General features: G+C 49.7%; 21 protein-coding genes and 1 pseudogene. 11 read left to right on the top strand and 11 right to left on the bottom strand.

The window, feature by feature from the left end; translation table 11 throughout:
• Positions 1-16 precede the first annotated feature (16 nt).
• Positions 17-562 (top strand): isopentenyl-diphosphate Delta-isomerase, encoded by a 546-nt coding sequence (gene idi / locus RS889_RS18250; protein WP_315708264.1) that lies wholly within the window; start codon positions 17-19, stop codon positions 560-562.
• Between the two features lie 204 nt (positions 563-766).
• Here the strand turns inward: idi and RS889_RS18245 are convergent, their stop codons facing one another.
• From RS889_RS18245 to RS889_RS18235, 3 genes are read right to left on the bottom strand one after another with little or no spacing between them, the layout of a single operon-like run.
• Positions 767-1849 carry a 4-oxalomesaconate tautomerase gene (locus RS889_RS18245; protein WP_315711110.1) on the bottom strand — a complete coding sequence of 361 codons (1083 nt, stop codon included), beginning with the start codon at positions 1847-1849 and terminating at the stop codon, positions 767-769.
• Positions 1849-2568, bottom strand: coding sequence for a 4-carboxy-4-hydroxy-2-oxoadipate aldolase/oxaloacetate decarboxylase (locus RS889_RS18240; RefSeq protein ID WP_021014687.1), 720 nt, complete (start codon positions 2566-2568; stop codon positions 1849-1851). The genes RS889_RS18245 and RS889_RS18240 overlap by 1 nt, the downstream gene beginning before the upstream one ends.
• Complete coding sequence (locus RS889_RS18235) at positions 2565-3308, bottom strand: PIG-L deacetylase family protein (RefSeq protein WP_021014688.1); 744 nt, start codon at positions 3306-3308, stop codon at positions 2565-2567. Before RS889_RS18235 ends, RS889_RS18240 begins: the two co-directional genes overlap by 4 nt.
• 135 nt (positions 3309-3443) lie before the next feature.
• On the opposite strand from RS889_RS18235, the gene RS889_RS18230 reads away from it, so the two are divergent.
• The 4 genes from RS889_RS18230 to RS889_RS18215 all read left to right on the top strand — a co-directional run bounded on the left by RS889_RS18230 (position 3444) and on the right by RS889_RS18215 (position 9654).
• On the top strand, positions 3444-4670 hold the full coding sequence (locus RS889_RS18230; RefSeq protein WP_315708263.1) for a LysR family transcriptional regulator: 1227 nt from the start codon (positions 3444-3446) through the stop codon (positions 4668-4670).
• A 263-nt stretch (positions 4671-4933) separates the two neighbouring features.
• Positions 4934-6310 (top strand): MFS transporter, encoded by a 1377-nt coding sequence (locus tag RS889_RS18225; RefSeq protein WP_315708262.1) that lies wholly within the window; start codon positions 4934-4936, stop codon positions 6308-6310.
• A 17-nt stretch (positions 6311-6327) separates the two neighbouring features.
• Positions 6328-7593, top strand: a complete 1266-nt coding sequence (locus tag RS889_RS18220; protein WP_315708261.1) for a gallate dioxygenase — start codon at positions 6328-6330, stop codon at positions 7591-7593.
• A gap of 129 nt (positions 7594-7722) precedes the next feature.
• Positions 7723-9654 carry an FAD-binding monooxygenase gene (locus tag RS889_RS18215; RefSeq protein ID WP_315708260.1) on the top strand — a complete coding sequence of 644 codons (1932 nt, stop codon included), beginning with the start codon at positions 7723-7725 and terminating at the stop codon, positions 9652-9654.
• A 317-nt stretch (positions 9655-9971) separates the two neighbouring features.
• On the opposite strand, the gene RS889_RS18210 is transcribed toward RS889_RS18215, so the two are convergent.
• The 3 genes from RS889_RS18210 to RS889_RS18200 form a co-directional block, all read right to left on the bottom strand.
• Positions 9972-10592: an FMN-binding negative transcriptional regulator gene (locus RS889_RS18210; protein WP_315708259.1), complete on the bottom strand. Its 621-nt coding sequence runs from the start codon at positions 10590-10592 to the stop codon at positions 9972-9974.
• A 209-nt stretch (positions 10593-10801) separates the two neighbouring features.
• A complete protein-coding gene (locus RS889_RS18205; protein ID WP_315708258.1) occupies positions 10802-12229 on the bottom strand; it encodes a heavy metal sensor histidine kinase in 1428 nt (475 codons plus the stop codon).
• On the bottom strand, positions 12226-12897 hold the full coding sequence (locus RS889_RS18200) for a heavy metal response regulator transcription factor (RefSeq protein ID WP_315708257.1): 672 nt from the start codon (positions 12895-12897) through the stop codon (positions 12226-12228). The genes RS889_RS18205 and RS889_RS18200 overlap by 4 nt, the downstream gene beginning before the upstream one ends.
• A 248-nt stretch (positions 12898-13145) precedes the next feature.
• Between RS889_RS18200 and RS889_RS18195 the strand changes: the two genes are divergently transcribed.
• The 4 genes from RS889_RS18195 to RS889_RS18180 all read left to right on the top strand — a co-directional run bounded on the left by RS889_RS18195 (position 13146) and on the right by RS889_RS18180 (position 16083).
• Complete coding sequence (locus RS889_RS18195; RefSeq protein WP_315708256.1) at positions 13146-13772, top strand: hypothetical protein; 627 nt, start codon at positions 13146-13148, stop codon at positions 13770-13772.
• Positions 13773-13949: 177 nt separating this feature from the next.
• On the top strand, positions 13950-14543 hold the full coding sequence (locus RS889_RS18190; RefSeq protein WP_315708255.1) for a cytochrome b/b6 domain-containing protein: 594 nt from the start codon (positions 13950-13952) through the stop codon (positions 14541-14543).
• Positions 14536-15330 carry a molybdopterin-dependent oxidoreductase gene (locus tag RS889_RS18185; protein WP_315708254.1) on the top strand — a complete coding sequence of 265 codons (795 nt, stop codon included), beginning with the start codon at positions 14536-14538 and terminating at the stop codon, positions 15328-15330. Before RS889_RS18190 ends, RS889_RS18185 begins: the two co-directional genes overlap by 8 nt.
• Positions 15331-15777: 447 nt before the next feature.
• The gene (locus tag RS889_RS18180) at positions 15778-16083 is read left to right on the top strand and encodes a hypothetical protein (RefSeq protein ID WP_315708253.1); all 306 of its coding nucleotides are present in this window, start codon (positions 15778-15780) and stop codon (positions 16081-16083) included.
• 64 nt (positions 16084-16147) lie between these two features.
• Here RS889_RS18180 and RS889_RS18175 read toward each other — a convergent pair whose 3' ends face one another.
• Positions 16148-16342 carry a transposase gene (locus RS889_RS18175; protein ID WP_315708252.1) on the bottom strand — a complete coding sequence of 65 codons (195 nt, stop codon included), beginning with the start codon at positions 16340-16342 and terminating at the stop codon, positions 16148-16150.
• A 779-nt stretch (positions 16343-17121) separates the two neighbouring features.
• Here RS889_RS18175 and RS889_RS18170 point away from each other — a divergent pair.
• Positions 17122-17865 carry a helix-turn-helix transcriptional regulator gene (locus RS889_RS18170; RefSeq protein WP_315708251.1) on the top strand — a complete coding sequence of 248 codons (744 nt, stop codon included), beginning with the start codon at positions 17122-17124 and terminating at the stop codon, positions 17863-17865.
• Here the strand turns inward: RS889_RS18170 and RS889_RS18165 are convergent.
• Positions 17782-18486, bottom strand: coding sequence for an acyl-homoserine-lactone synthase (locus RS889_RS18165; protein WP_315708250.1), 705 nt, complete (start codon positions 18484-18486; stop codon positions 17782-17784). The genes RS889_RS18170 and RS889_RS18165 overlap by 84 nt on opposite strands.
• A gap of 303 nt (positions 18487-18789) precedes the next feature.
• Between RS889_RS18165 and RS889_RS18160 the strand changes: the two are divergent.
• A pseudogene (locus RS889_RS18160) lies at positions 18790-19016 on the top strand (IS66 family transposase); the annotation flags it as partial.
• 66 nt (positions 19017-19082) lie between these two features.
• Here the strand turns inward: RS889_RS18160 and RS889_RS18155 are convergent.
• The 3 genes from RS889_RS18155 to RS889_RS18145 form a co-directional block, all read right to left on the bottom strand.
• Positions 19083-19745, bottom strand: a complete 663-nt coding sequence (locus RS889_RS18155; protein WP_315708249.1) for a response regulator transcription factor — start codon at positions 19743-19745, stop codon at positions 19083-19085.
• On the bottom strand, positions 19745-22894 hold the full coding sequence (locus RS889_RS18150) for a response regulator (RefSeq protein ID WP_315708248.1): 3150 nt from the start codon (positions 22892-22894) through the stop codon (positions 19745-19747). The genes RS889_RS18155 and RS889_RS18150 overlap by 1 nt, the downstream gene beginning before the upstream one ends.
• Before the next feature lie 115 nt (positions 22895-23009).
• The gene (locus RS889_RS18145) at positions 23010-24233 is read right to left on the bottom strand and encodes an EAL domain-containing response regulator (protein WP_315708246.1); all 1224 of its coding nucleotides are present in this window, start codon (positions 24231-24233) and stop codon (positions 23010-23012) included.
• Positions 24234-24237: the final 4 nt, after the last annotated feature.

Below are 24237 nucleotides of genomic sequence, written 5' to 3'. Positions count from 1 at the left end.
TACAGGAGTAACTGGAATGCTTCACAGAGAAAATGTCGTACTGTTGGACGCATCTTTCAACGTAATTGGAGAAATGGCGAAAGCCGAGGTGCATAGCATGGCAACGCCGCTACACCTGGGTTTTTCAAGCTATATATTCAATGAGCAGCGCCAATTACTCATCACCCGCAGAGCAATAGATAAACAAACCTGGCCAGGTGTCTGGACGAATTCCGTGTGTGGCCATCCGCTACCAGGGGAAAGGCCAGTGGAGGCGGTGCGACGTCGCACCGGTGATGAACTGAATATGCAAGTCAGCAATGTAACTATCATCGACGATAATTTTCACTACATGTTTCGGGATGCCTCGGGAATTGTTGAAAATGAATATTGCCCGGTGTTCGCTGCTCATGCCGCATCAGATGTTCATCCCAATCCCGACGAGGTAATGGAACATCAGTGGATAGCCTTGCCGGATCTCCTGACGGTAATAAAGCTCACTCCTTTTGTATTCAGTCCTTGGATAGTGAAACAGCTAAATAAGTCGTCTATTCGTGATAACCTTCTGAACTTTCTAAAATAAGCAACTAGCAACTAGCAACTAGCAACTTACAGGTAATAATTCCACTTAAGCGGGGGAGGCCGGGGAAAATGCCGCCGGTTACGCGTCGTTGATCCCAATTTCAACGCTAATGGGCGTCCTGAGAAGACGCAGTGCTATTCGTTTCTACAATACATCCACATCCTGATTCCCCCCAACTCTTGACGGGGGGGAATTCTCTCTTCTTCATCTGCCGTCCCAAAGCGATCCCGGAATAGCCACCTTGCCGTCAAACAGCAAACGAGCGGTACGGATCAATCCGCTGCTCACGACATCGCCGTTCGCGTCACACTGCAACATCACGCCGAATTCTCCGCTGGGGTGTTCGATCGCCAGGCGTTGTTTCTCTTCTGTGCCGACCTGCGCCAGGCCCGCCGCGACGCTGCCGGTAATCAGACACGCAGTCGCCACGCTTACCGCCCCGAGCACGCCGATAGAGGCGTGACAGCGATGCGGGATAAACGTGCGGGTAGCCAAGGTGCCGCCTTGAGTCGGGGGCGCAATCAGCGTCATTTTTGGTACGGTTCGCTGGCGCACATCACCGAGATGCATTTTCTCTCCAGCCTGTAGACGAATGGATTCCAGACGGGTTTTCAGTTCTTCGTCTTTATCCAGCGCGTCACGGCTTTCATAGCCCGTTCGATCAAGATCGGCCGCCCTCAGCAACACTACCGGCATCCCATTGTCGATGCAGGTAACCTCAATGCCATCAAAACAGTCACGCGCCTGGCCGGTGGGTAACAGGGCACCACAACTGGAACCTGCGGTATCTTCGAAGTTCAGGATTTGCTCAGCACCGTATCCCGGTACGCCGTCAATCCGGGCATCCCCTTCATACTCTATTACCCCATCCGGTGTGGCGACCACCGCTTCGGCGATTTGGCCGGTGTTTACCATAAAAATACGCACTATCGTTGTCGTGCGTTGTGCTGTCACCAGCCCCTTTTCAATGGCATAAGGGGCAATGGCGGCAAGAATATTGCCGCAGTTTTGGCCATAGTCCACCACCGCCTTATCAACATTGACTTGGGCAAACAGATAATCGACATCAACCTCAGGACGTGACGACGGCGAGATAATAGCGACTTTACTGGTCAGTGGATCGGCACCACCAATGCCATCAATCTGTCGGACATCCGGCGAACCCATGACCGCCAGCAAAACCCGGTCGCGCAGGGTGCCGTCGTCAGGCAGATCGGTGGCTAAAAAGCAGGCGGCCTTTGAGGTTCCACCACGCATCAATACACAGGGAAGCAGCGTCTGTTTCATCATTGTTCACTCTGTAGTTGCTCAAGAGAATCCACGTAGCGCAGGCCTTTTTCCGCCAATTGCGATCGCATCTGATAGATATCCAGCCCCAGTTCACCCGACGCCAGCCGCCGCCGCTTGCCCTCTTCCAGTTCAACCCGTTTCTGCGCCGCCAGCGCAACCGCAGCGGCCTGTTCGCGAGAGACAATCACGACACCATCGTCATCCGCCACCACGACATCACCGGGATAGATTAACTGTCCGGCGCAGATGAGGGGAATGTTCACCGAGCCCAGCGTGGCTTTAACGGTGCCCTGGGCATAAACTGCGCGCGACCAGACGGGAAAATTCATGTTGCGCAGCGTTTGGCTATCGCGAATACCAATATCGCCCACCAGTGCCACCACGCCGCGCGCCTGCAGGGACGTTGCCAGCAGGTCGCCGAAAAAACCATCGTGACACTCGGAGGTCGGCGTAACCAGCAGAACGTCGCCTGGCTGGCACTGCTCGACGGCGACATGAAACATCCAGTTATCACCCGGTGAAACCAGAACCGTTACCGCGCTGCCCGCGATGCTCTTCCCTTGTTGCACGGGACGGATACGCACGTTCAGTAAACCCTGGCGTTGCTGGGCTTCGTGTACCGTTGCCACGCCATAACTGGCGAAGCGCGGCATTAGCGCCGCATCGGCGCGCTCAATATGGCGTACCACCACGCCTTTTTTACCCGTTATGCTCATGACAGGTCCTCCGTGACGCGAGGGAACAGGCTCTGATACCCCTCGCCGTGGCTGATAACGCGCGAGCTGGCGATACCTACATTACGTTTTGCCTGTACTCCGCGTTGCAATGCCACCCGGGTGTAGTATTCCCACAGATGCTCCTGACCGTTCATGCACTGAATCGCCGCGTATTTCTTATCCCACACGGTGGTGATGTCCAACAGCACGTCTGGTTTCCATTGGCATTGTTCGGGCTGGTGTGGCTCGAAGCAATATACCGGTGGCGCGCCAATGATAGTTTCTCCTGGGCGATATCCTTCGGCCTGCGCGATAATGCGCGCCTCCTGGGCCAGGCTGGCCGCCAGTGGATGATCATAGTTGTAGGGATCATTAACCGAATGGGTTAATACAAAATGCGGCTGTATGCGCCGGAAAACATCGGCCAAACGAAACAGGACCTCTTTATCGGCGCGCAACGGATAGTCACCCAGGTCAAAAAACTCAATGCTGGCACCGAGGATCTCTGCTGCGGCCTGCGCTTCAATGCGCCGCGTCTGTTTAACCGTCTCTTCGCTCATATTGCCCTTGCGCCACAGCTTCGCTGATTCGCCACGCTCGCCAAAAGAGAGACACACCACGTGCACCTTGTAGCCTTGCGCCACATGCAGGGCGATAGCGCCGCCGGCACGCCAGACAAAGTCAGCAGAATGTGCACTGACCACCAGGGCACTTTTTCCTGTTTTTTCTGTGTTATTCATCACTGTCCACTCCCGATTTGACCATTTGTTTCATCGTGGCATGGAGTCAGCAATGGCGGATAATGCCTTTCATTGCGCAGGCTATGATTTTTATTTATGTTGTGATCTTCCCCTCGTCTGTTGCACGGTATGGAAATGAAAAATAAAAATGATGATAATCCAATAAAAATCATGCAAATACGGGCTTTTTGCATGATTGCTGATCGCGGCACAGTTTCCGCTGCTGCCAATAATTTATTTCGTACCCAATCAGCTATTACCCGTTCAATCCGCGATCTGGAGCTTACGCTGTCCGTTCTCTTGTTTGAACGTCATGCCAGCGGCATGTTATTGACGGAAATGGGGAAATGCGTATTGCCACGCGCCCGGCGCGCCGTTCAGGAATTACACCAGGCACCGCAGATGTTGCATCGGCTAAGACAACACGACACCGCTCGGCGTAACGATGCCGAGCCGATTTGGTTATTCAACTTGCGACGTTTGCAGATTTTTTTGGCGCTCTACCATTTGCACCATACCCAGAGCGTAGCGAGTGCGTTGGGCATCAGCCAACCAGCGGTTAGCGCCGCATTGAAGGTGCTGGAAAAAGGGGCTGGTATGCTGCTGTTTCAGCGAACGCCTAAAGGCATGATGCCTTCCCCGGCTGGACGCGAAATCGCTCCCTTCATCAGCCGCGCCCTGAATGAGATACGCCGCATCCCGGAAGACATTGCCGCTTATCAGGGGGTGCTGACCGGTACGGTACACGTCGGCGCTCTGCCGTTGTGCCGCAGCAGTTTGCTTCCCCGCGCCATCTGCCTACTGATGGCGCGCTATCCTGGCGTTAAGGTGGTAACCAATGAAAGCGCTTTTAGTGCATTGGTGACCGAGTTACGCGCGGGTGATATTGATTTTATTCTGGGCGCGTTGCGGCAGGATGAAGCCGTGCTGGATATTCACAATCAGGTGCTGTTCGACGAAGAGCTGATCTTGCTGGCGCGGCCTCAGCATCCGCTGGCGGGACACCCGCTGGTCTCCACTGATCTGCATGCCACGCAGTGGATCTTGCCGCGCGATAACTCCCCTTCGCGCCATCTGCTCGACCGCGCGTTTCAGGCCCTGGGGATGGACGTTCCCTTGCCGGTGGTGGAAAGTGGCGATTTAGCCATCGTGCGTGGCCTGCTGCTTAATTCGGATATGGTGGCGGCGGTGTCATCTCACCAGTTGGAATATGAACTCAGTGCCGGGATACTGAAACCCCTACGTTTGAATCTGCCCGATACGCGGCGGCAAATAGGCCTGACGTTTCGTCAGGGAGCTCTGCATTCGCCAGCCGCGACGGCGCTGTTACAGTGCATCAGTGAGGTAGTGCGGCCAATCTGATCCCCTCTGTCTTGGCAGACTAAACAAAATTCATATGGCCTTTATTGAAAACCTTCGACTAAATGCCCGCATAGAGAGTTTGTTACCGGGTTTTTCCTGACTGAAACTTTGCCATCTCTATCACAATATAAACCTAACTCATACCTCTAAAAGTCTTTTTTGACAGACACTTTTCGCCGGTACGCTTAACGTTTTGCAGGATTGTTAAGTTTCTCTCACTACACCAATAGCTGCCATTAGCGGCATGACAGAGAGCGTACCCGATGAAAACAAACAACTTGATCAACGTGAAATCTTGGATTGACGCACAGCCTATCACTGCCTTCCAGTGGCGTGTGCTGGTGCTATGCCTGATTATCATTATGTTTGATGGTTATGATGCGGCGGTAATGGGATTTATCGCCCCGGCCTTGATCGAGCACTGGGGGATGAGCCGTGCTGCTATGGGCCCCATCCTGGGTGCCGCGATGTTTGGCGTAGCGCTTGGCGCGCTGATCGCCGGGCCGCTCTCCGATCGCTATGGTCGCAAGGGTACTATCTTGTTTTCTATACTGATATTTTCCACCTTTAGTCTTGCCTGTGCCTTTGCCGCCTCACCGCTTCAGATGGCGCTGTTACGCTTTATCGCCGGGCTTGGCCTGGGGGCCGTGATGCCCAACTGCGTAACGCTGCTGGCGGAATATATACCGGAGCGTCGTAAAGGGTTGATGATAACGCTGATGTTCAGCGGATTTAATATCGGTTCTGGTCTCGGCGGGTTTATCGCGGCAGGTTTGCTAGCGCGTTATCATTGGCAATCTGTGTTGATCCTGGGTGGGGCGGTACCTTTGCTGATGTTGCCGCTGTTCACCTGGTTGTTACCCGAGTCAGCACTTAATCTGGTATCGCGCCAAACGGCACCTAAAAAAATCGTCTCGCTGCTCAATCGCATGGGTGGCACCTTTTCTGCCGACACCGAGTTTACGATTCCTGAGTCTGACGTGAAACGGAACAGCTCGATTACCGAGCTGTTCCACCATGGGTACGCTCGCGGCACCATCGCCCTCTGGCTGACCTACTTTATGGGATTGTTTGTCATTTATCTGCTTAACGGCTGGCTGCCGACCATCATGCACTCCGGCGGCATTTCACTTGAACAGGCCGCCATCATCGCCGGACTGTTTCAGTTGGGGGGGCCGTTGGGTGGCATTATCGTCGGTATCCTGATGGATAAACTGCGGACAAAATATGTCATTGGTCTGTTCTACCTGATGGGTTTTGTTTGCCTGTTGATGCAAGGGATCCTCGGGTTTAGCAGCGTGGCGCTGGGCGTGATCATTTTTATTACCGGTGTATGCATTAATGGCGCGCAGAACGGTCTACAAGTTTACTCACCTGGCTATTATCCAACGGAAATCCGCGCCACCGGCGTGAGCTGGATGCACGGTATTGGCCGCATTGGCGCTATCACCAGTTCATCGTTAGGCGGCCTGTTGATGGGGGCGTTTCCCGGGCAATCAGCGATTTTCTTCGTGCTTGCCTTGTCGGCGTTTTTTGCCGCACTGAGCATTATTTTGCATAAAAACATTACTCGGGTCAGAAAAGTAAAGGACGCCGGACTCGGTGAAATCCCTACGCTGTCACAAACGTTAAATAACTGATAAGTGGAGTTATCGTTATGGCAAATATCATAGGCGGCCTGGCCGTGTCTCATACCCCAACCATCGGCTTTGCCGTTGATCACGATAAACAGAAAGAAGGAGCCTGGGAGCGGATTTTTGATGGCTTCGGCCCTATGCAGCAATGGCTGGCCGAGAAAAAGCCGGATGCGCTGGTCTATATCTTCAATGATCATGTCACTTCATTTTTTTTTGATCACTACTCCGCTTTTTCACTGGGAATCGACCATGAGTATCACGTCGCTGATGAAGGTGGCGGTCCGCGTGCGTTGCCGGCGGTGAAAGGTGACGCCGCGTTATCTCGCCATATTGGCACCAGCCTGATGAGCGATGAGTTCGATATGTCGTTCTTTATGGATAAGCCACTGGATCACGGATTATTCTCCCCCCTTTCAGCGCTGATGCCATTCAAGGACGGCTGGCCAACCCGTGTCGTCCCGCTACAGGTTGGCGTGTTGCAATTCCCCATTCCCTCCGCAAAACGCTGTTACAAACTGGGCCAGGCGTTACGTCGCGCTATCGAGAGTTACCCGGAGGATATCAATGTGGCGATTGTGGCTACCGGAGGGTTATCACATCAGGTACATGGTGAACGCTGCGGTTTTAATAACGTGGAATGGGACGCGCAGTTTATGGAGTTGTTGGTAAATGACCCACAACGTTTAACAGAAATGACAATTGCAGAGTATGCCGAACTCAGTGGAGTGGAAGGTGCCGAGGAGATTATGTGGCTAGTCATGCGCGGTGCGCTTTCGGCTAATGTGGTGAAAAAGCATCAGGCCTATTATTTGCCGTCCATGACGGGTATTGCCACATTAATCCTGGAAAATCAGTCAGGTACGCTCCCGGTGAATACGGTGAAACGCCATCAGGCCAAGATGGCGGAACAGCTGGCGGGGATAGAAAAACTATCGGGTTCCTATCCGTTTACCCAGGCGCGCAGTCTGGAGGCATTGCGACTGAACCGTTTTTTATACCAGTTGATTAAGCCTGCACTGCGTGAACGTTTTCGCCACGATGCGCAGACAATGTTCGCCGAAGCGAAGTTGAGCGAACAGGAATGCGAAATGATACGCCAACGCGACTGGCGCAAGCTGATCCAATACGGCGCCAGTTTTTTCCTACTGGAGAAGTTTGGTGCGGTAACCGGTGCGTCAAACCTGGATATCTATGCGGCCATGAAAGGCGTGCCACTGGATGAGTTTATGAAAACCCGTAATCAGCAGGTCATCTATTCAGTGGCGGGAAAAGAGCCAACGGCATGATCGCATGGCGATCGGCCCTGCTTTCTCAGGGCACAGTGCCTTGGTTCTCTTGCGCGATACACCCTCAATTATTGCTTTGGTCGAACGGCGGTATAGCTAGCCTGTAGCCCGCTAAATGGAGAAAAGAGTATGCAATATCATCTTAATGGTTTTCAGCCCGGCGATCCGGAGTGGTTCAAAGATGGCAGGAAAAACGTACGAGCACCGGATACGTTACCTGACAAAACCGATGTGCTGATCGTCGGTTGCGGCCCGGCAGGCTTAACCCTGGCCGCGCAACTGGCCGCTTTTCCCGAGATAGAAACGCTGATTGTGGAAAGAAAACCAGGGCCGCTGCAAAAGGGGCAGGCGGATGGCATTTCCTGTCGTTCAATGGAGATGTTCAATGCGTTTGGATTTGCCGGACAGATATTGAAACAGGCCTGCTGGGTGAATGAGACTACCTTCTGGAAACCTGACCATAATGCGCCTACCACCATTACCCGCAATGGACGTATCCAGGACGTTGCCGACGGGTTATCAGAGATGCCGCATGTGATTCTTAATCAGGCCCGCATTCACGATATGTACCTGGAGTTGATGCGTAAATCCCCATCCCGTCTGGAGCCAGTTTACTCCATCAGCGTGACCGACATCGTGCTGACGCCGGAAGCAGACCCGACGTACCCTGTTGAAGTTACCCTGGCCCGGCTGGTTGACGACATGCCGACGGGCGAGCGGATAACCATTCGCGCTCGATATGTGGTGGGGTGTGATGGTGCGCGCAGTACGGTGCGTAAGACGATTGGCCGCGAGCTGGTTGGCGATTCGGCGAACCAGGCCTGGGGGGTGATGGATGTCCTGGCCGTTACGGATTTTCCGGACATACGCTGTAAGTCGCTGATTCAGTCAGCCTTCGAGGGCAACATTATTATTATTCCACGCGAGGGCGGTTATCTGACTCGACTCTATATCGAACTGGATAAACTGACTGAGGGTGAGCGGATCCGCAATCGCCATATCACCATTGATGATTTGACTGGCGCGGCACAGCGTATTTTTCAGCCCTATCACTTTGACGTCAAAGAGGTGGTCTGGTGGTCAGTGTATGAAATCGGACAGCGGCTGACCGATAAGTTTGATGAGGTGCCGCAGACGGCGGTGGCGCATCAACTGCCCCACATTTTTATCTGTGGCGATGCCTGCCACACCCACAGCCCGAAAGCTGGACAGGGAATGAACGTTTCCATGGGCGATGCGTTTAATCTCGGCTGGAAGCTGATCGCCGTGATGAAAGGCATCAGTCCGCCGGAGATTCTGCACACCTACTCAGAAGAGCGGCAGAGCGTGGCGCAGGATCTGATTAATTTTGATCGTGAATGGTCGAGAATTATGAGTGAACGACCAGAACTTAATGACGACAGTCAGGGTAATGAGCCCAAATTTCAACGCTATTTTATTCAGCATGGTCGCTATACCGCGGGGATGTCGGTGACTTATCAGCCCTCCAGGCTGACCGGGATAGCCGCCTGGCAGGATCTCGCCTCTGGATTCATCATTGGCAGCCGTTTCCACTCGGCCCCGGTCCTTCGTCTGGCGGATATCAAACCGGTACAGCTTGGTCATGTCATTAAAAGCGATGCTCGCTGGCGTTTGTTTATCTTTGCCTCTGATGAGGATCCTTATCAGGCGTCATCAGCCGTCAATCAGCTTTGCTCATTCCTTTATAAGGATATTGGTTCCCCGATTAATCGTTTCACCCCACCGGGCGGCGATTGTGATGATGTGTTTGATATCCGAGTTATTTTTCAGCAGCCGGCCAGCGAGCTTAAAATAGACCATCTGCCTCCCTATTTACTCCCCCGGAAAGGTCAATATGGGTTAATTGATTATGAAAAAATATTTTGCCCTGACCTGAAGTCCGGGGAGGATATTTTTTCCGTACGGGGAATAGATCGCACATCGGGCGCCATTGTGGTGGTACGTCCCGACCAGTATGTGGCTCATGTCCTGCCGTTGCAGGCGTTTGACGAATTGTCAGCGTTTTTTGCTGGCTTTATGCTGCCGGCGAACAAGCGCTGACAACGTTAATCTACCCCTGTAGAGGCCGAGGTGGCGCGATACGTAAGTTGAAACGTCATTATTAACAGACTGTGGAGCCATTTTCGAACGGGGACAGTGAAAATGGCTCCCGCTTATGTGCAGGAATTAGATAGCGACCGAAACGCTGCGTGAAACCCGAATAAAAAGAGAGAGCATACCGGCCCGTCTTTGCCGGAACGATAATGCTTTACCACTGCCAGCCTTAATTCAAGGGTATGTTTTGCCCGGCCCATAAAGATCGCACCTTACTTAGCTGCTCGCTTGGACCGCCCTCAAAACCATGAATATTCCTGTCATTATGAAGAGGCACCATCCAAAACAGACGGCCGGAATTTTTTCAGCCACTGCTGTGCAAAATGGGCATATAAGGCATTTTCTTCGTGACTTCCCGCCAACTGCTTAAACACATTAAGCTGGTCAGCCTGGTTGCGGTGCTGACCCAGCTTTAACTTACCTTTCATTTCTGTTACTTCAATTTTTATCCCTGTTATTCCAAGCATGAGCTTCTTTCTGAACTCATCCGGAAGCATCTCCTTATCCTGCATCAGTTCCGGTTGAAAAAACGCCAGCATTTTATCCAGCGATAAACTGAGATCATGTGGCGCCATCAGTGTACTGATCCCTTTTAGGCTGACCGAGGCATAGTTCCAGGTGGGAACGGCCGGGCGAACCAGATAATGGCTTGTAGAAATAAACGCATGTGGACCAAGAACATTTAGCAGGCAGACTTGACTGTCCAGTGAGGTCAATTGTGGATTGCCTGACGCCAGATGAGTCTCAATCAGATTTTCACCGGAAAAAATAAAAGGAATGTGACTGATCTGGAGATCGGGGGTAACCAGGGTTCCAAAGGAATATCGTCTGAGAAAATATTTGCATTCCTCGGCACTCATGACGGTATCTTTATGATTTTTCATCCAATATCTCCTTGTATTTCTTCAGAGTGCGAAAGTTATATAATCTTCATCACAGGGATTTCTGGCGACCGGAGGGGTTACTTCAGACATAACGACGCTACAACCCATTAAAATAACAGTTTTTTCGTGACAAACATTACAAAGACAGGGCCTTTTCGGATGGGACCTTAGTGGGACACTGTTTTAATGATACGGCCATTATTATATTGCTATTCCACCGGGCAAGTTTGCGGGGGGCGATCAGGGAAGTAAAGGCTGAAACACAGGGTGCCGTCAGCATCGCAACGGGCCGTTGCATAGCCTTGATGCAACGTCATAATCGCCTGGACAATAGACAAGCCTAAACCAGTGGAATTGCCGCTACGGGTGCGGGCATTATCGGCACGGTAAAAACGGTCGAACAACCTGTCCATACTTTGTGTCGGAATAACCGGCCCCTGGTTAGTCACCTCGATTAGCCAGCCGCCGGCAGTACGGCGGCCGCACAGGATAATCTGGCTATGTTGATTGGCATATCGGATGGCGTTATCCACTAAATTGCTCAGTGCCCTGCGTAATAGTATGGCATCTGCCCACACTTGGCCGTGGCCCTGGCAATCCAATAAAAGCTCGCGCTCTTCTGCCAGACCTTCAAAATAGTCCGCTACTCTTGTGATCTCGGCGTTAAGTGATAACAGCGTCGGTTGAATCGCCGAATGCGCTTCCCCGGCTCGTGCCAGAAACAGGATATTTTCCACCAGGCGCGATATACGCTCTAGCTCCTCACTGTTGCGCACCAGTACGCTCTTGTACTCCTGCGCAGAACGGTGCTGATAAAGCGCCACTTGACAATGCCCCATCAATGCATTGATCGGCGTGCGTATTTCATGGGCTAAATCAGCCGAGAATTGGCTTAAGCGTTGATAGCCGTCCGCTAACCGATCGAGCATCTGGTTAAATGATCCGATAAGCTGGTGCAGTTCAGGGGGCGCACCCTGCTCCGATAGCCGGGTATCAAGCGTATCCGGATGAATACCCCGCGCTTGAGCCGCCATACGACGCAATGGCTTGAGACCTTGACGCAAAACCAAATATCCCATTACTGCTATCAGTATAAATGCGCCAATCGTCGCCTCAATAATGCGATTACGGTATTGTTCCAGCATCCGGGTCTCGTTGACCATCACGTGACCGGCGGTAATTTGTATTGTTTCTTGATCATCATTATCCACCAGCGCGCTGACAAAACGGATCGGCACGCCGTCGGGTGTTGTCGCCAGATGGACGGTTGCCAGGTTCAGCGGCTGGTCGGCGGGCACCGGCGTGACAGCAGGCAAGACATAACCGCGTGGATTGACATTAATCAAAGGGGGCTGTCCGGGCCGCTGGAAAACCAGAATATCCCACTCGTTGCCCAGCATATTTTCAAATAAGTGCGGGTTTTCACTGAGTCTGGATAGCGGGAATTGATTACTGAGCAAATTGCGGAAATACTCTACTCGACCGGACGTATGTATGCCGGCCATGCGCCGCATGGAATGGGCGATGTCACCATACAGGTAAAACCCCACGATGCTCACCACTAGCGCGGCAACAGCAGCGAACAGCAGTGCCGAACGCAGTGTCAGGGAAAGCAATGGCATTGGCGGCGTTTTCATTGCCGAGGCTCGCAGACATAACCGATACCGCGTACTGTATGGATCAATTTTAATTCAAACGGACGGTCTATTTTAGCGCGTAAGCGTTTAACCGCGACGTCAACCACGTTGGTATCACTGTCAAAATTCATATCCCACACTTGAGACGCTATCTGGGTACGGGATAAAACCTCACCCTGGCGCTGAACAAATAGCGCGAGCAGGGCAAACTCTTTGTTAGTTAGCACAACCGCCAGATCTCGCCGGGTTACTTTACGCCGTAATACATCAAGATGCAGATCCGCCAACCAATAGTCATTCTCTTCGCGGGTGACGCCGCGCCGGAGCAGGGTTCGGATACGCAATACCAACTCGGTAAATGAAAAGGGCTTTATCAAATAGTCATCCGCGCCTAATTCGAGACCATGGATCCTGTCCTGCACCCCGTCGCGGGCGGTTAGAAATAATACCGGCACATCGTTTTTTTTACGGATAATTTCCATAAGTTGCCAGCCGTCCAGCCCGGGCAACATGACGTCCAGTACGATCAGATCATAGGTTTGTTCCAGCGCCATAAACAGTCCGTCGGTACCGTTGCGAGCCAAATCCACACCATAACCCGCCTCACCCAGTCCTTTGCGCAAATATTCTCCGGTGCTGTGATCATCTTCGACTATCAATATACGCATCCACGGGGTCCTCGTCGTTCCACACCCGGCAAACCAGGCCGTTTATCATCGGCCCATGGCAGCCGAGCGACCAGTGTAGCAGTTCGTCCTCGGTTATTTGATGACAATATTGTCATCAAATGGTCATCTGGGGGAGCGGGTCGGTTTGCCAAGCTAACGATGTTAACTACGATTCAGGATAGAGCGGCATTGTATAAGTGTTGTACCTGGCGCCCAGGCGTTCGGCCAGACTGATAACAGGAGTGGAAATGACCAGACAGAAGATGTTAACAGGTATCTTATTGGGAGCCCTAACGCTAGGTAGCTTTGCGGCGATGGCGGCAGATGCACCGGGCAAATCGATGGCCATTTTACGCGGTACCCTAACCAAGATAAGTGGCGATCATCTACAGGTAACCGATCGAAAAGGGGGGAACCATGAGGTGACATTCACCAGTAAAACCAGCTTTATCGCAGTGACACAGGGTAAAATCAGCGACATTAAACCCGACAGCTTTATTGGCACTGCGGCGGCGCCTCAGCCGGATGGTACGTTAAAAGCGCTGGAGGTCCATGTGTTTGATCCGGTGCTGCGTGGTTCGGGTGAGGGGTTCAGACCCTGGCAAGGCGCGGATGGCAAGGTTGGCACCATGACCAACGGCACGGTGGGGCAGTTGGTGAATGCTAATGGCCGAACAATGACCGTTAAGTATCAACATGGTGAGAAAAAGATCGTTGTGCCGGAGGATGTGCCAGTTGTGTTGTTGTCATCTGGAGACTCATCGCTGCTTAAAATGGGCGCCCATGTGATTCTATTCCCGGCCGCCGGCGACTCGAAGCCTATCGTTGCGGGGCGGATGATTGTCGGCGTCAACGGTATTATACCGCCGATGTAATCCAATCCGACTTGAGGCCATATCCATTCAGGCCGGGATGCCCAACAGCTTTTTCGGCCGGTTCACCGAAGTGTGGTGCATGCAGGTGTTGTTCACGAAGGTCTGGTTTATGGAGGTCTTGTGGGAAAATCCGCCAAGTTGCCTAAAATCCGAATTCATCGCGCGCCGGTGCGGATTATGCACTGGTTAAACGTGCCCATTATCGGTGCGATGTTGATGAGCGGGTGGGAAATTTATAATGCGTCTCCGCTGTTTGGCTTCACTTTCCCTCCTGCGCTGACACTCGGGGGCTGGTTGGGTGGGGCGATTGCCTGGCATTTGGCGGTAATGTGGGCCTTGGTAGCCAATGGTCTGCTTTATCTGTTATGGGGACTGTGCAGCGGCCATTTTCGCCACGATTTTTTACCGGTGACGCCGTGTTCGTTGCTGGTGGATATCAAACTGGCTTTGACGCTGCGTTTAGAACACCGGCTTGGGCGCTATAACACGGTGCAAAAGGCGCTTTATCTGTTGGTGCTGCTATGTGGTCTGGTGCTGGTTTTGTCCGGTTTGTCGATTTGGAAACCAGTACAGCTATCCTATTTGGTAATGGTGTTTGGCGGGTTTGATCGGGCGCGTTATGTCCATTTTTTCGCCATGGCCGGCATCGGGCTGTTCGTCATCGTGCATATGGCGATGGTGATAATGGTTCCCTCGACCTTGCTGCCAATGATCACCGGCTCCGCGAAGCCGAACGCTAAGCGTGGACGACAGGAAATCAATCATGACTGAGCTTGAAAAGAACCGCAGCAATGATCATCCGGCGGCACCACGAACCCAACTCCAACTGGAACCCGCGCAACAAAAGCAGTTGCATTGCTTGCAACGCCGTTTGCTGTTGCGTTCCGGCCTGACGCTCGGTGCGTTGACCCTGCTTAGCGGCTGCAATATGCAAGACGGCGACCAGGTGGACAAAGTACTTTGGGCGATGTCCCGCTGGAACGATCGGGTTCAGGGGTGGTTGTTCGGGGGTAGGCGGTTGGCACAGACCTACGCGGCCGATCAGATAACCCATCCGTTTCCATTCAATGCCTTTTACCCAGAGGACAATGTGCCGGAGATTGATTTGTCGAGCTACCGTCTGGAGGTCTCTGGCCGGGTTGCTGACAAACAACCCTGGACCCTGGAGAAACTGCGAGCGCTGCCACAACAAAGTCAAATTACCCGACTGATTTGCATTGAAGGCTGGAGCGCCATTGGTCAGTGGAGTGGCGTACCGCTAAGTACCTTTTTACAACGCATAGGCGCAGACCTTCACGCCGCATTTGTCGGTTTTCGCTGTGCCGATCGCTACTATTCGAGTATTGATATGGCCACCGCGCTGCATCCGCAGACCACGCTGGCATTGGACTTTAGCGGTAAAACTTTGCCGGATTCCTACGGTTTTCCGCTGCGTTTGCGCCTTCCCACCAAGCTGGGTTTTAAAAATGCCAAGCATATTGTCGCCATCTCGGTAAGTAACACTTATCCGGGAGGATATTGGGAAGATCAGGGGTATAACTGGTTCAGCGGTCTCTAACCTGGCATCTTATGCTACGCAAATGTAGTCTCGTCCTTGACGCTTGGCTTGATAAAGCGCAGGGGCGATACTTCTGAAAATGCTAAAGATAACCACCAATGCAATGCCGAATCATCAAATCAACCCTTTGGTAGAAGGGCAGGCTTCGAAATCCTCTAGTTCAAAAGCGGTATTCATCACGCATTGCCCCGCTGTACTGATCACGCAAATCGATACCTCAGTGGTTAATCTGGCTGTACAACCTAAGCATGGCGACGGTGATCTACGATCCTGGTGTGAACGATTTTTCACCACCTTGGGACGTTTTTTATTCTTCGCGCGTTGGACAATAGGAGAATTCTGCCCATTCTCATCCTGTCATGTGTGATTTTTTGTTAAAACAACTTAACTTTGTATCTGTATGCTGGTTTGGCATCCTGCTGAACAGATAATTTTAAGGCGCTAACGATGAAACAACTCAGAATCTATACACTGAAAGACAAGAGTACTGCGGAGACCTACTTTTATCACCACTGGCCCAAACATCTGATAAGTCTACCTAAATTTGGTATATTTATTAACAACGTGTATCTTGGCACAGATGATCAGGCCTGTCAGGTTATAGCGATTGTTACTCTTCCTGACGGATGTGATCTCCATACTCTGAATCAGGAATATATGCGTAGTGAGGAGTTCAAGGCTGATATGGAAGGATTTGACATATCCGGGATCATCCGTGTGGAAGAAATCAGTCTTGAAACCACGCTTTTTTGATATCTCGTAAAAAAAGGGGTTTTGTGAATAAATCGAACTTTTGGCCGCAATCAGGATCAGATCATTATATTCCTGATGATATCGCGGTATCCCTTGGCAAAAACAAAAGTTCAAAATCACTAACCGCATTTTTCCAGTTATGGAGTGTATTCTCTTTGGTATCAGGTTGCTGCGTCACGCGGGTTACGGACTTGTCGCTTTCGAACAGTAATGCTACGGCTCGGCGCTTGAACTCCAGGGTATATTGTTGTCTTGCCATAGGGACCTCGCTTTCGTTGACTGCTTTGAAAACAAGGTGGGCATTAAATCAAGGACAGATCAGTATCTGACAAGAAGGAAGTCTCCCCCTGTGGCCGGGTGGTTACACTGAATTAGCGAGCTATTAATCCATAGAAGAAGATGAAATGAAGACCTTTTACCAATAAAGTACAGTGTGAGACTGTACTTTAGTCTATCTATCATTCATTGATAAAAAACTTTATTGTTCCTGCACAAGAATAAAGTGTTTTGAATGTGAAAAAAAACTGATCCCGTTTAAAGGATCAGGTGCCATTTTGGCCAACACCAGGGAAAATTTTTACCATTATTACGAATAGTCAATAATCTGTCAATTTTAGTCTCACTTTGTGATAAACGAGTGAGACTCTTCCTACATCCCTGCCGTTTTATAAATAAACTATATTGTTGTTATTTACCAGGTAAAAATGCACATGCATTCAAACAATGATGGCCTTCAAAAAGAAAGAAATAACATAACACGCTAACGATTTTATTTAATTCAGTCTTGATAAAGTAGAATACTGACGTATTCAGATTGTCCAGTTTTCTTTTCTTTCTGGTATTTATTGATTGATGTTAGTTAGGCGGAATCGTGTATTATGATACAATCGTAATCAGCATATTACGCTCATTTTTACAGAATAAAATATCCGAGTAACTTTCTGATAGGCATTCATGCTTGTCAGACAATTATCCTACAGTAGGATCTTATGGTATACTATGACGATTGCGATATGTTTTTATCAAGGAGATAATTGGGTGTCTAATTCATTCTTTAATAATACGTCTATTAATATATCCATAAAAAACTATTTGGAGAAAAATTTAAAAGTATTTAACAATATCAAATACGCTTATGCCATAATGAATAAAAAGAATCCGAATGATTTCGCCATCATTTCCAACAGAATGAAATGGTTTGATTTTTATACTAAAAATAATCTTCAATTTATCGATCCCGTTCTAATCACGGCATCATGCTGTTTTACCCCCTTTTTATGGGATGAAAACATCATGATCAGCTCAGGATTAAAAATGCCCAAGATTTTTAATATGGCTAAAAACTATGATGTCATTAATGGGTATACCTTTGTACTTCACGACCACAATCACAACCTGGTTGTTCTGTCTATCATCATGGACAAGTCCTGCGATGATGATATAGAAAAGATAATAGTCGACAAGAAAAATGACCTGCAAATGTTGTTATTAACAACGCATGAAAAACTGATAGCACTTTATCAAGAAATCAATGACACCCATCAATTTAATAAAAAAAACCAAAAAGAAATACTTTCCAAGCGTGAAAATGAAATACTTTACTGGGCAAGCATGGGGAAATCTTATCAAGAAATCGCCCTTATCTTGGGGATTAAACTCACCACAGTAAAATATCATGTGGGTAATGCTGTCAAAAAACTAGGTGTTACCAATGCCAAACATGCCATAAGGCTTGGGGTCGAGCTGAAACTGATCAGACCGATTCTCCCTGACACAGAATGATAATGGCCACGCGTTTAATGCGTTATTCAAGAGGGGTGATTTCTTGTTGATGTGTTTTATCAATAGATGCTGGTTATGCTCATCCACAGGCATATGGATCAGATAAATATTCTGATGCTTCTCTGAAAGCCCCTTTTCAACAACAGAAACTTGCCAACCGGAGCGTTGGAATATAATCAGCATCGGATGACTGACAATTGCGTAAATACCTTCATAGCCCAGACTTCTTGCATAATTAATCATCGATAAAAAAAGAAGTAAACTGATCGGGTGTTGTTGCAGGTGAAGCGCTCTAATACGCTCTTTATCAATAAATAAACGGCTGGCTTCAATATGATTACCCTCCGGTAAATGCAATTGAGTAAAATAGGGTTTGAATGTATCGATTATCATGTTAGGGAATCTTGTTTCTATAAACCGCAAACTGCAAATAATACTCCCTTCAAAAACACCAAAGATATACGTGGTATTTTTATTATCATACACATCAAATTCCATGTTTTGCTCACAACTCACTCTCCAGTTAAGGCGATCTTTAAACGTTTTTTTTCTAAGCGAAAATAGCTCGGATGATCTCTTTTTGGATAATGAATCATAATCTAAATCAAAAAAGTCTATCATTATAGCGTTCCCATAATAAAAATATATTTCAACGTTGTCATAGGGCACGGCGAGTAATTGTATCAGAGCCTATGTGACAAGTAAATTTAAAACCCATGACAAGAATGTTTTCATAACGAGACTCATTTGAAATAAATAACTCCCATTCTTTATTCTTAGAGTAAATAATTAAAACCAGAGATGAAATTTGGAAAAGGAAGCAATACTTCATTAACAATTTTCATACCGTTAACGTCATCGTTAATGATTAGCTTTGCCCAGGGGGCCCCCGTTACTGCGGACATTTCTAAAAAGAGGCACAAGGCAGAGCAGCGGCTTGCCAAACACCAGATGAAAACGAAAACGCTTCTTAAATCACTGGAAAACTGGCAGCGTGAAAGGTGAAAACTCTGTCCCTGGACTTAGCGCTGGCGAAGGCGTTCGTTTATGCGCTGAACCAGTGGGCAGCGCGGATTTACTATGCAGAAGATGGCCGGACAGAAGCAGATAATAACCTTGCGGAAAACGCTCTGCGGATGATCAGTCTGGGATGAAAAAACTTCCATCCCCTGTTTCAGCATGGCGTAATTATTTTTGCATCATGCTAAAATTAAAAATTAATCAAAAATATGATTTTCTACGCAAAATCGGATTAATTCTTGATTTGACGTGACATTCAGTTTTCGCATTGCCGAGTTCTTTTGAATGCTGACTGTTTTGGCACTGCGATGCAGTTTTTCGGCAATTTGGGAAAGCGATTCGCCGGCAACATAATAGCGTAACACTTCGTATTCCCTGGGCGACAGGCTATTTACGCGTTCGCGCAGAAAAATCTCACGCTCAGCACGAAGCATATCTTGTTGAAATGACGGTGGGTAGTATCTGATGTTAGCGCGCACTGCGAGAAGCGCAGACAAAACTTCGCTCAGTGGGTCTTGTTTGAGTAAGACACCCGAGACCCCCGTGTCGTAGAGTGCCGAGATGATCATCTGATTAGTAATCATGGTCAGTACCAGTATTTTGACCCCCGGGAACGTGCGTAAAAGATAAGCGATCAATTTTAGACCATCGGTATGGACCTCATCCTTCGGCATGTTGTAATCGGTAATAATGACGTCAGGTTTGTTCTGACGAACATGTTCTATTAACGCGGCGGATGTGGCAAAGGTGGCGTCGACGCACACATTAGGCACCTGATCCAGGAAGTCCTTCATTCCTGCCAGGACAACTTGGTGATCATCCAGCAGAACAACGTGTAGTTTTTTTATTTCTTTTCTCATTATAGTGATTCTGTTTCGATATGAACGAGCAGGATGTTAATGTCTTCTGCTATCGTAACCACCTCAGCCATACAGGCTTTATCCAGTCCGGATGTTTGCATTTGCAGTTCAAGCTGCTCTATCCGTGACGCCAGTTCCCGCTGTTGCGCCAGGACGAGGGCGCCACGCATACGGTGCAGGATCATTATGACCACCTCCACATTTTTCTGGGAGACTCCGGATGCTAAAGCGTGCCAGTCATCCCACATATTTTGCAAAAAAAGCCGTCGATGCTTCTCAAGGACATTGGGCTCTTTCAGCTCAATCCCGTAAGCATCGCTCAGGGGAGCAATTTGTCCGTATGGAAGATACAGGCGTAAAAGTGAAACCAACTCACGTAATCCAATCGGTTTCACCAACCAGGCGTTCATACCCGCTTCAAGGCATCGTTGTTCTTCATCCCTCATGGCATTAGCAGTCACGCCAATAATGGGCAGGCTAACGCCTTCTGACCTAAGTTTACGGGCCAGTTCATAGCCGTTCATATAGGGCATGTTTACATCGGTTAACACTATGTCATGCGGGTCAATATCCCACAGCGCTAACGCTTCTTCGCCATCTTCTGCAAGCGTGACTTCGCACCCTAGTCTTTCCAGTTGTTCCTGTAGTGTAATCCGGTTCAGCAGATTATCTTCCGCCACCAAAATTCGCAGATGAAAACGCGGCAACTCTGATTCATCGGCGGGAACATGTGTTTGGTCGCGTAACAGGTGGTCAACCCCAAATCCGATACTGCTGATACTGTATGCATCTATTCCTGATGTCCCGGTATCACCAGATAAAGAGAGCGGCAGGTAGTGTCCCTGCCAGTCGACAGTCAGGTGATGTGGTCTGCGTATGACGTCCAGCATCACTGCAGACGAATCAGCTGTTTCTGGTATCTCATCTACTGCCATCGCTTTCGCGCCCCAGTGGGTTAACCAGGCACAGATATTTTCTGTTAGCTCCGGGTGAGGCGTGCGTACCCAGACTCTTGCCTGATTAAGTTCAGGTTTGACCGGATCCTCTTCAGGCGCAGTTTCGAGCTCTAACTCGAAGAAAAACTTACTGCCCATCATAGATTCGCTTCTGATTTGAATTGTGGTGTTCATCAACTCGGCCAGGCGTGCGCAGATAGAGAGCCCCAGACCGGCCCCTCCTGAAATATTGTGCTCAGTGTCAGCAAGGTAGAACGGTGTAAAGAGTTTTTCCTGACGGGGTTTACTGATGCCCACGCCGCTGTCGCATACTTCCATTAACATACGTGTGCCTGAAGGTGCGCTGTTCACCTGGCTCAGGCGTACAATGACAAACCCTGCCTCAGTAAATTTGATGGCATTGCTGATGAGGTTACTCAGGATCTGGCGCAGCCGTGTCGGGTCACCTTTGACCTTCGCGGGAATATCTGTCGCTATGACTGAAAAAAGCAGCAGCCCTTTACGGGAAGCCATTCCCGCATACGTCCCAGTGCAGCGTTGTACTAATTCTCGTGGGCTGAACGTAGTCTGTTCCAACTGAAGCTGCCCGGCTTCAATCTTACTGATGTCCAGAATATCGCTGATAATCTGCAACAGTATCTGCGAGGCGTCCTCAATGCGATCCACATACTGACGTTGTTGATGGTTCAGTTGCGTCAGGGAAAGCAGTTCCAGCGTACCGAGCACACCATAAAGCGGTGTGCGGATTTCGTGACTCATAGTGGCCAGAAATGTGGATTTTGCTTCATTAGCTTCATCCGCCGCTTTCCTGGCTCGGGTCAGGTTGCGTTCCATTTCCGCATGCGAACTTACATCCGTAAATGCACAGAGCGTGACATCCTGTTGCATATAGCGTGTGGGTGCATAAGCAACATAAAGTGTTAGTTCACTGGAAATAGCAAGCCGTTTAATCGACCCATCCTGAACCGCGTGCTGAACTTGGCTGAGCAAGGTCAACATTGCTTCCGTATTTTGTAGCGGTTCTCCCTGCGTTGCACCCAGCCAGTCCAGTGCCAGAGTATTCGCAAAAACTAGGTGTCCATTGTCTTGGGCAATGAGGCACAGAGCCACAGGGGCGGTCTGGATTAGCGTTCGGTTGAAGGCGTCGCTTTCCAGTATTTCTCGTTGAGCCTCCTGCGCGGGCAGTATCACGCGGCGGTTATACCAGCGCATATAGAACACGTATCCCAGCGTGCTGAGTAATAACATCAACAGAGTACCTAACGGTAACCAGAGGTTATCTTTGAAAAAACTGGAATAGTTCATCCGATAGATACCTGTCCAGCTTTCCGTCTGATCGGTCACTTTTAGCACCAACCCATGAAGAGTATAGTGCAACCCCGGGCGTGGAAGCTGTGGTAGTTCACCGTTGCCTATTAACAGGCTGTGTTCTTTATGGGATAGCCAGTTATTGTCCCGGTGCTGTAACCAGAACAAATGCTTGGGTGCTGGATTCACGGTCCGCTCCAGCACGCCGATCCGCGAGCGATTCAGCAGCGTCGCGGCGTAGATACAAGTGGGATGATGGGAAGAATTGCTCCAGACGCCGGAGGGAAAACCCGCCTGAATAAGACCAATAATTCCCTCGGGAAGCGATGGGGATCTAAACCAGACAATATCATCTGTACTGCCTGTATTCTGACAGCCCTGATGGGGAGTGCTTCGCAGCCTTTGACGTACTGCAACGGTAACTGCGCGATATGTCTGCACGTTAATCGGCTCGTAACCCGCATTGGCATTCACGGCAGGAACACCAATACTGACGCTGTCACCTTCATTAACAAAGAAAACAGCGGCTGCTGGAAAATAGGAAGAGGCCCAGAAAGAGGAGTAGAAATCGGCCAGGTAGCTACCTATGGCAAAGAGAGAGCCTGGCACATTAGGACAGTCCCTCTGCCCCTGGCAGGCCAGAGAAAATGGCATGTCTACGGCTGATTCCCGGCCTTCGAACAACCGGCTGTTCCAGTCAGCCGGGGATGATACTTCATGAAAACTGGCAACCCGCAGGAAGGGCAGGGTTGCCAGTTGTTCGTTTTGTTTTTGCAACTGGCGTAAGAACGTTTCCTGCTCGTTGATGTAGCCAAGCAGCGTCGAAAAATCCAACGTAAAACGACGTTGCTCCTGTTCAACGGCACGCTGAGTACCCCAATACATGCCGACAGCCAGCAGTATCACTATAGGAATTAAGGTAAAAAAAACCCAGTGCTGCCTACGCGAGCTGTGCGTGATTTTACTGAATGGGGTCACCTGCATAGCCAATATTAACCTATTAAGCGAACGAAGATAACGAATACAAATCACTGCTTTCAGAGATCAGCAGCAGCCCAAAATCCTCCGCGCTAATGGCCGCCGAGATCAAAAATCCCTGAGCACAGTCACACCCGATACCGCGAAGAAACTGCAAGTCACGTGTGGTTTCAACGCCTTCTGCGGTGACGGTCAGGCCCAGTTGTTTGCCCAGTAGTACCGACGTGATCAACGCTGTTTTTCGGATCTCATCATCAGCAACCCCCTTCACAAACGACTTATCGATCTTCAGTTCAGTAAATGGGGTGGAGATCAAGCTATACATTGAGCTGTAGTCACGTCCGAAATCATCCTGTGCCAGGCCGAACCCTTTTAAACGCAACCTGCTGGTCCCCATATAATAATTTACAGGCTGAGAAATTGCCTCATCTTCCAGCAGTTCAAAGCATATATTCTTTGGCTCAACCTCTCGGGCGGCAACCTGTTGAAACAACTCCTCGGAAAGTTGTGGATCGTTAAGCAACGGAACGGGAAGATTGACAGATACCTGCACAGTGTATCCATTGTGTTGCCACAGCAAATGTGCATCAAGCGCATCATTCAACATTCTGAATAAAAGCGTTTTCTGGAGCGTATAGCGGCGTATCGCGTCGAGAAACGAGCCCGCCATCATGAAACCATACTCCGGATGATCCCAGCGGGTCAGGGCTTCAGCACCGACAATTTTGCCATTGTCTAAATCAATTTTTGGCTGGAACCAGGCCTTTATCTCCCCCATCTTAAGGCCATTCTCAACCATATGCTGATCGAATATGCGTTGAGTACTTATATCACCACGGTTTTTCGTCGGGATTTCACCCACCGTGGACCTGATCTGTTGCAGGAGGAGTCGCAGTGCCTCATCACTAAAAGGTTTCTGAAAGGTACCAATAACGGCCAGACCATGCTCTTTGGCCACCAGACTGACGCTATTCATCAGGCTTCGTGAATGCGAGCTGACCAGCATCAGCATTGTATTCATCTGCCGTTTACTGATTTCGCTAATAAACTGAAGGCCATCCATTCCAGGCGTACTCATATCAATGATTGCCAGATGGAAATGGTGATTTTCCAGCAGGGACAGGGCCCCGGATGCATTGCTGGCAATGTGGACATCAAAGAGGCCAGTTGCATGTAACATCCTATGGATGTGTATTATGTTATGCGGTTGCTCATCCAGAACCAGTACTTTGTAATTCGACAGCATAACG

It is taken from the genome of Brenneria uluponensis (assembly GCF_032395385.1).
GTDB classification, from domain to species: domain Bacteria; phylum Pseudomonadota; class Gammaproteobacteria; order Enterobacterales; family Enterobacteriaceae; genus Prodigiosinella; species Prodigiosinella aquatilis.
The sequence above is the reverse complement of the archived record's forward strand: the minus strand, read 5'-3'. Positions and strand labels throughout refer to the sequence as shown.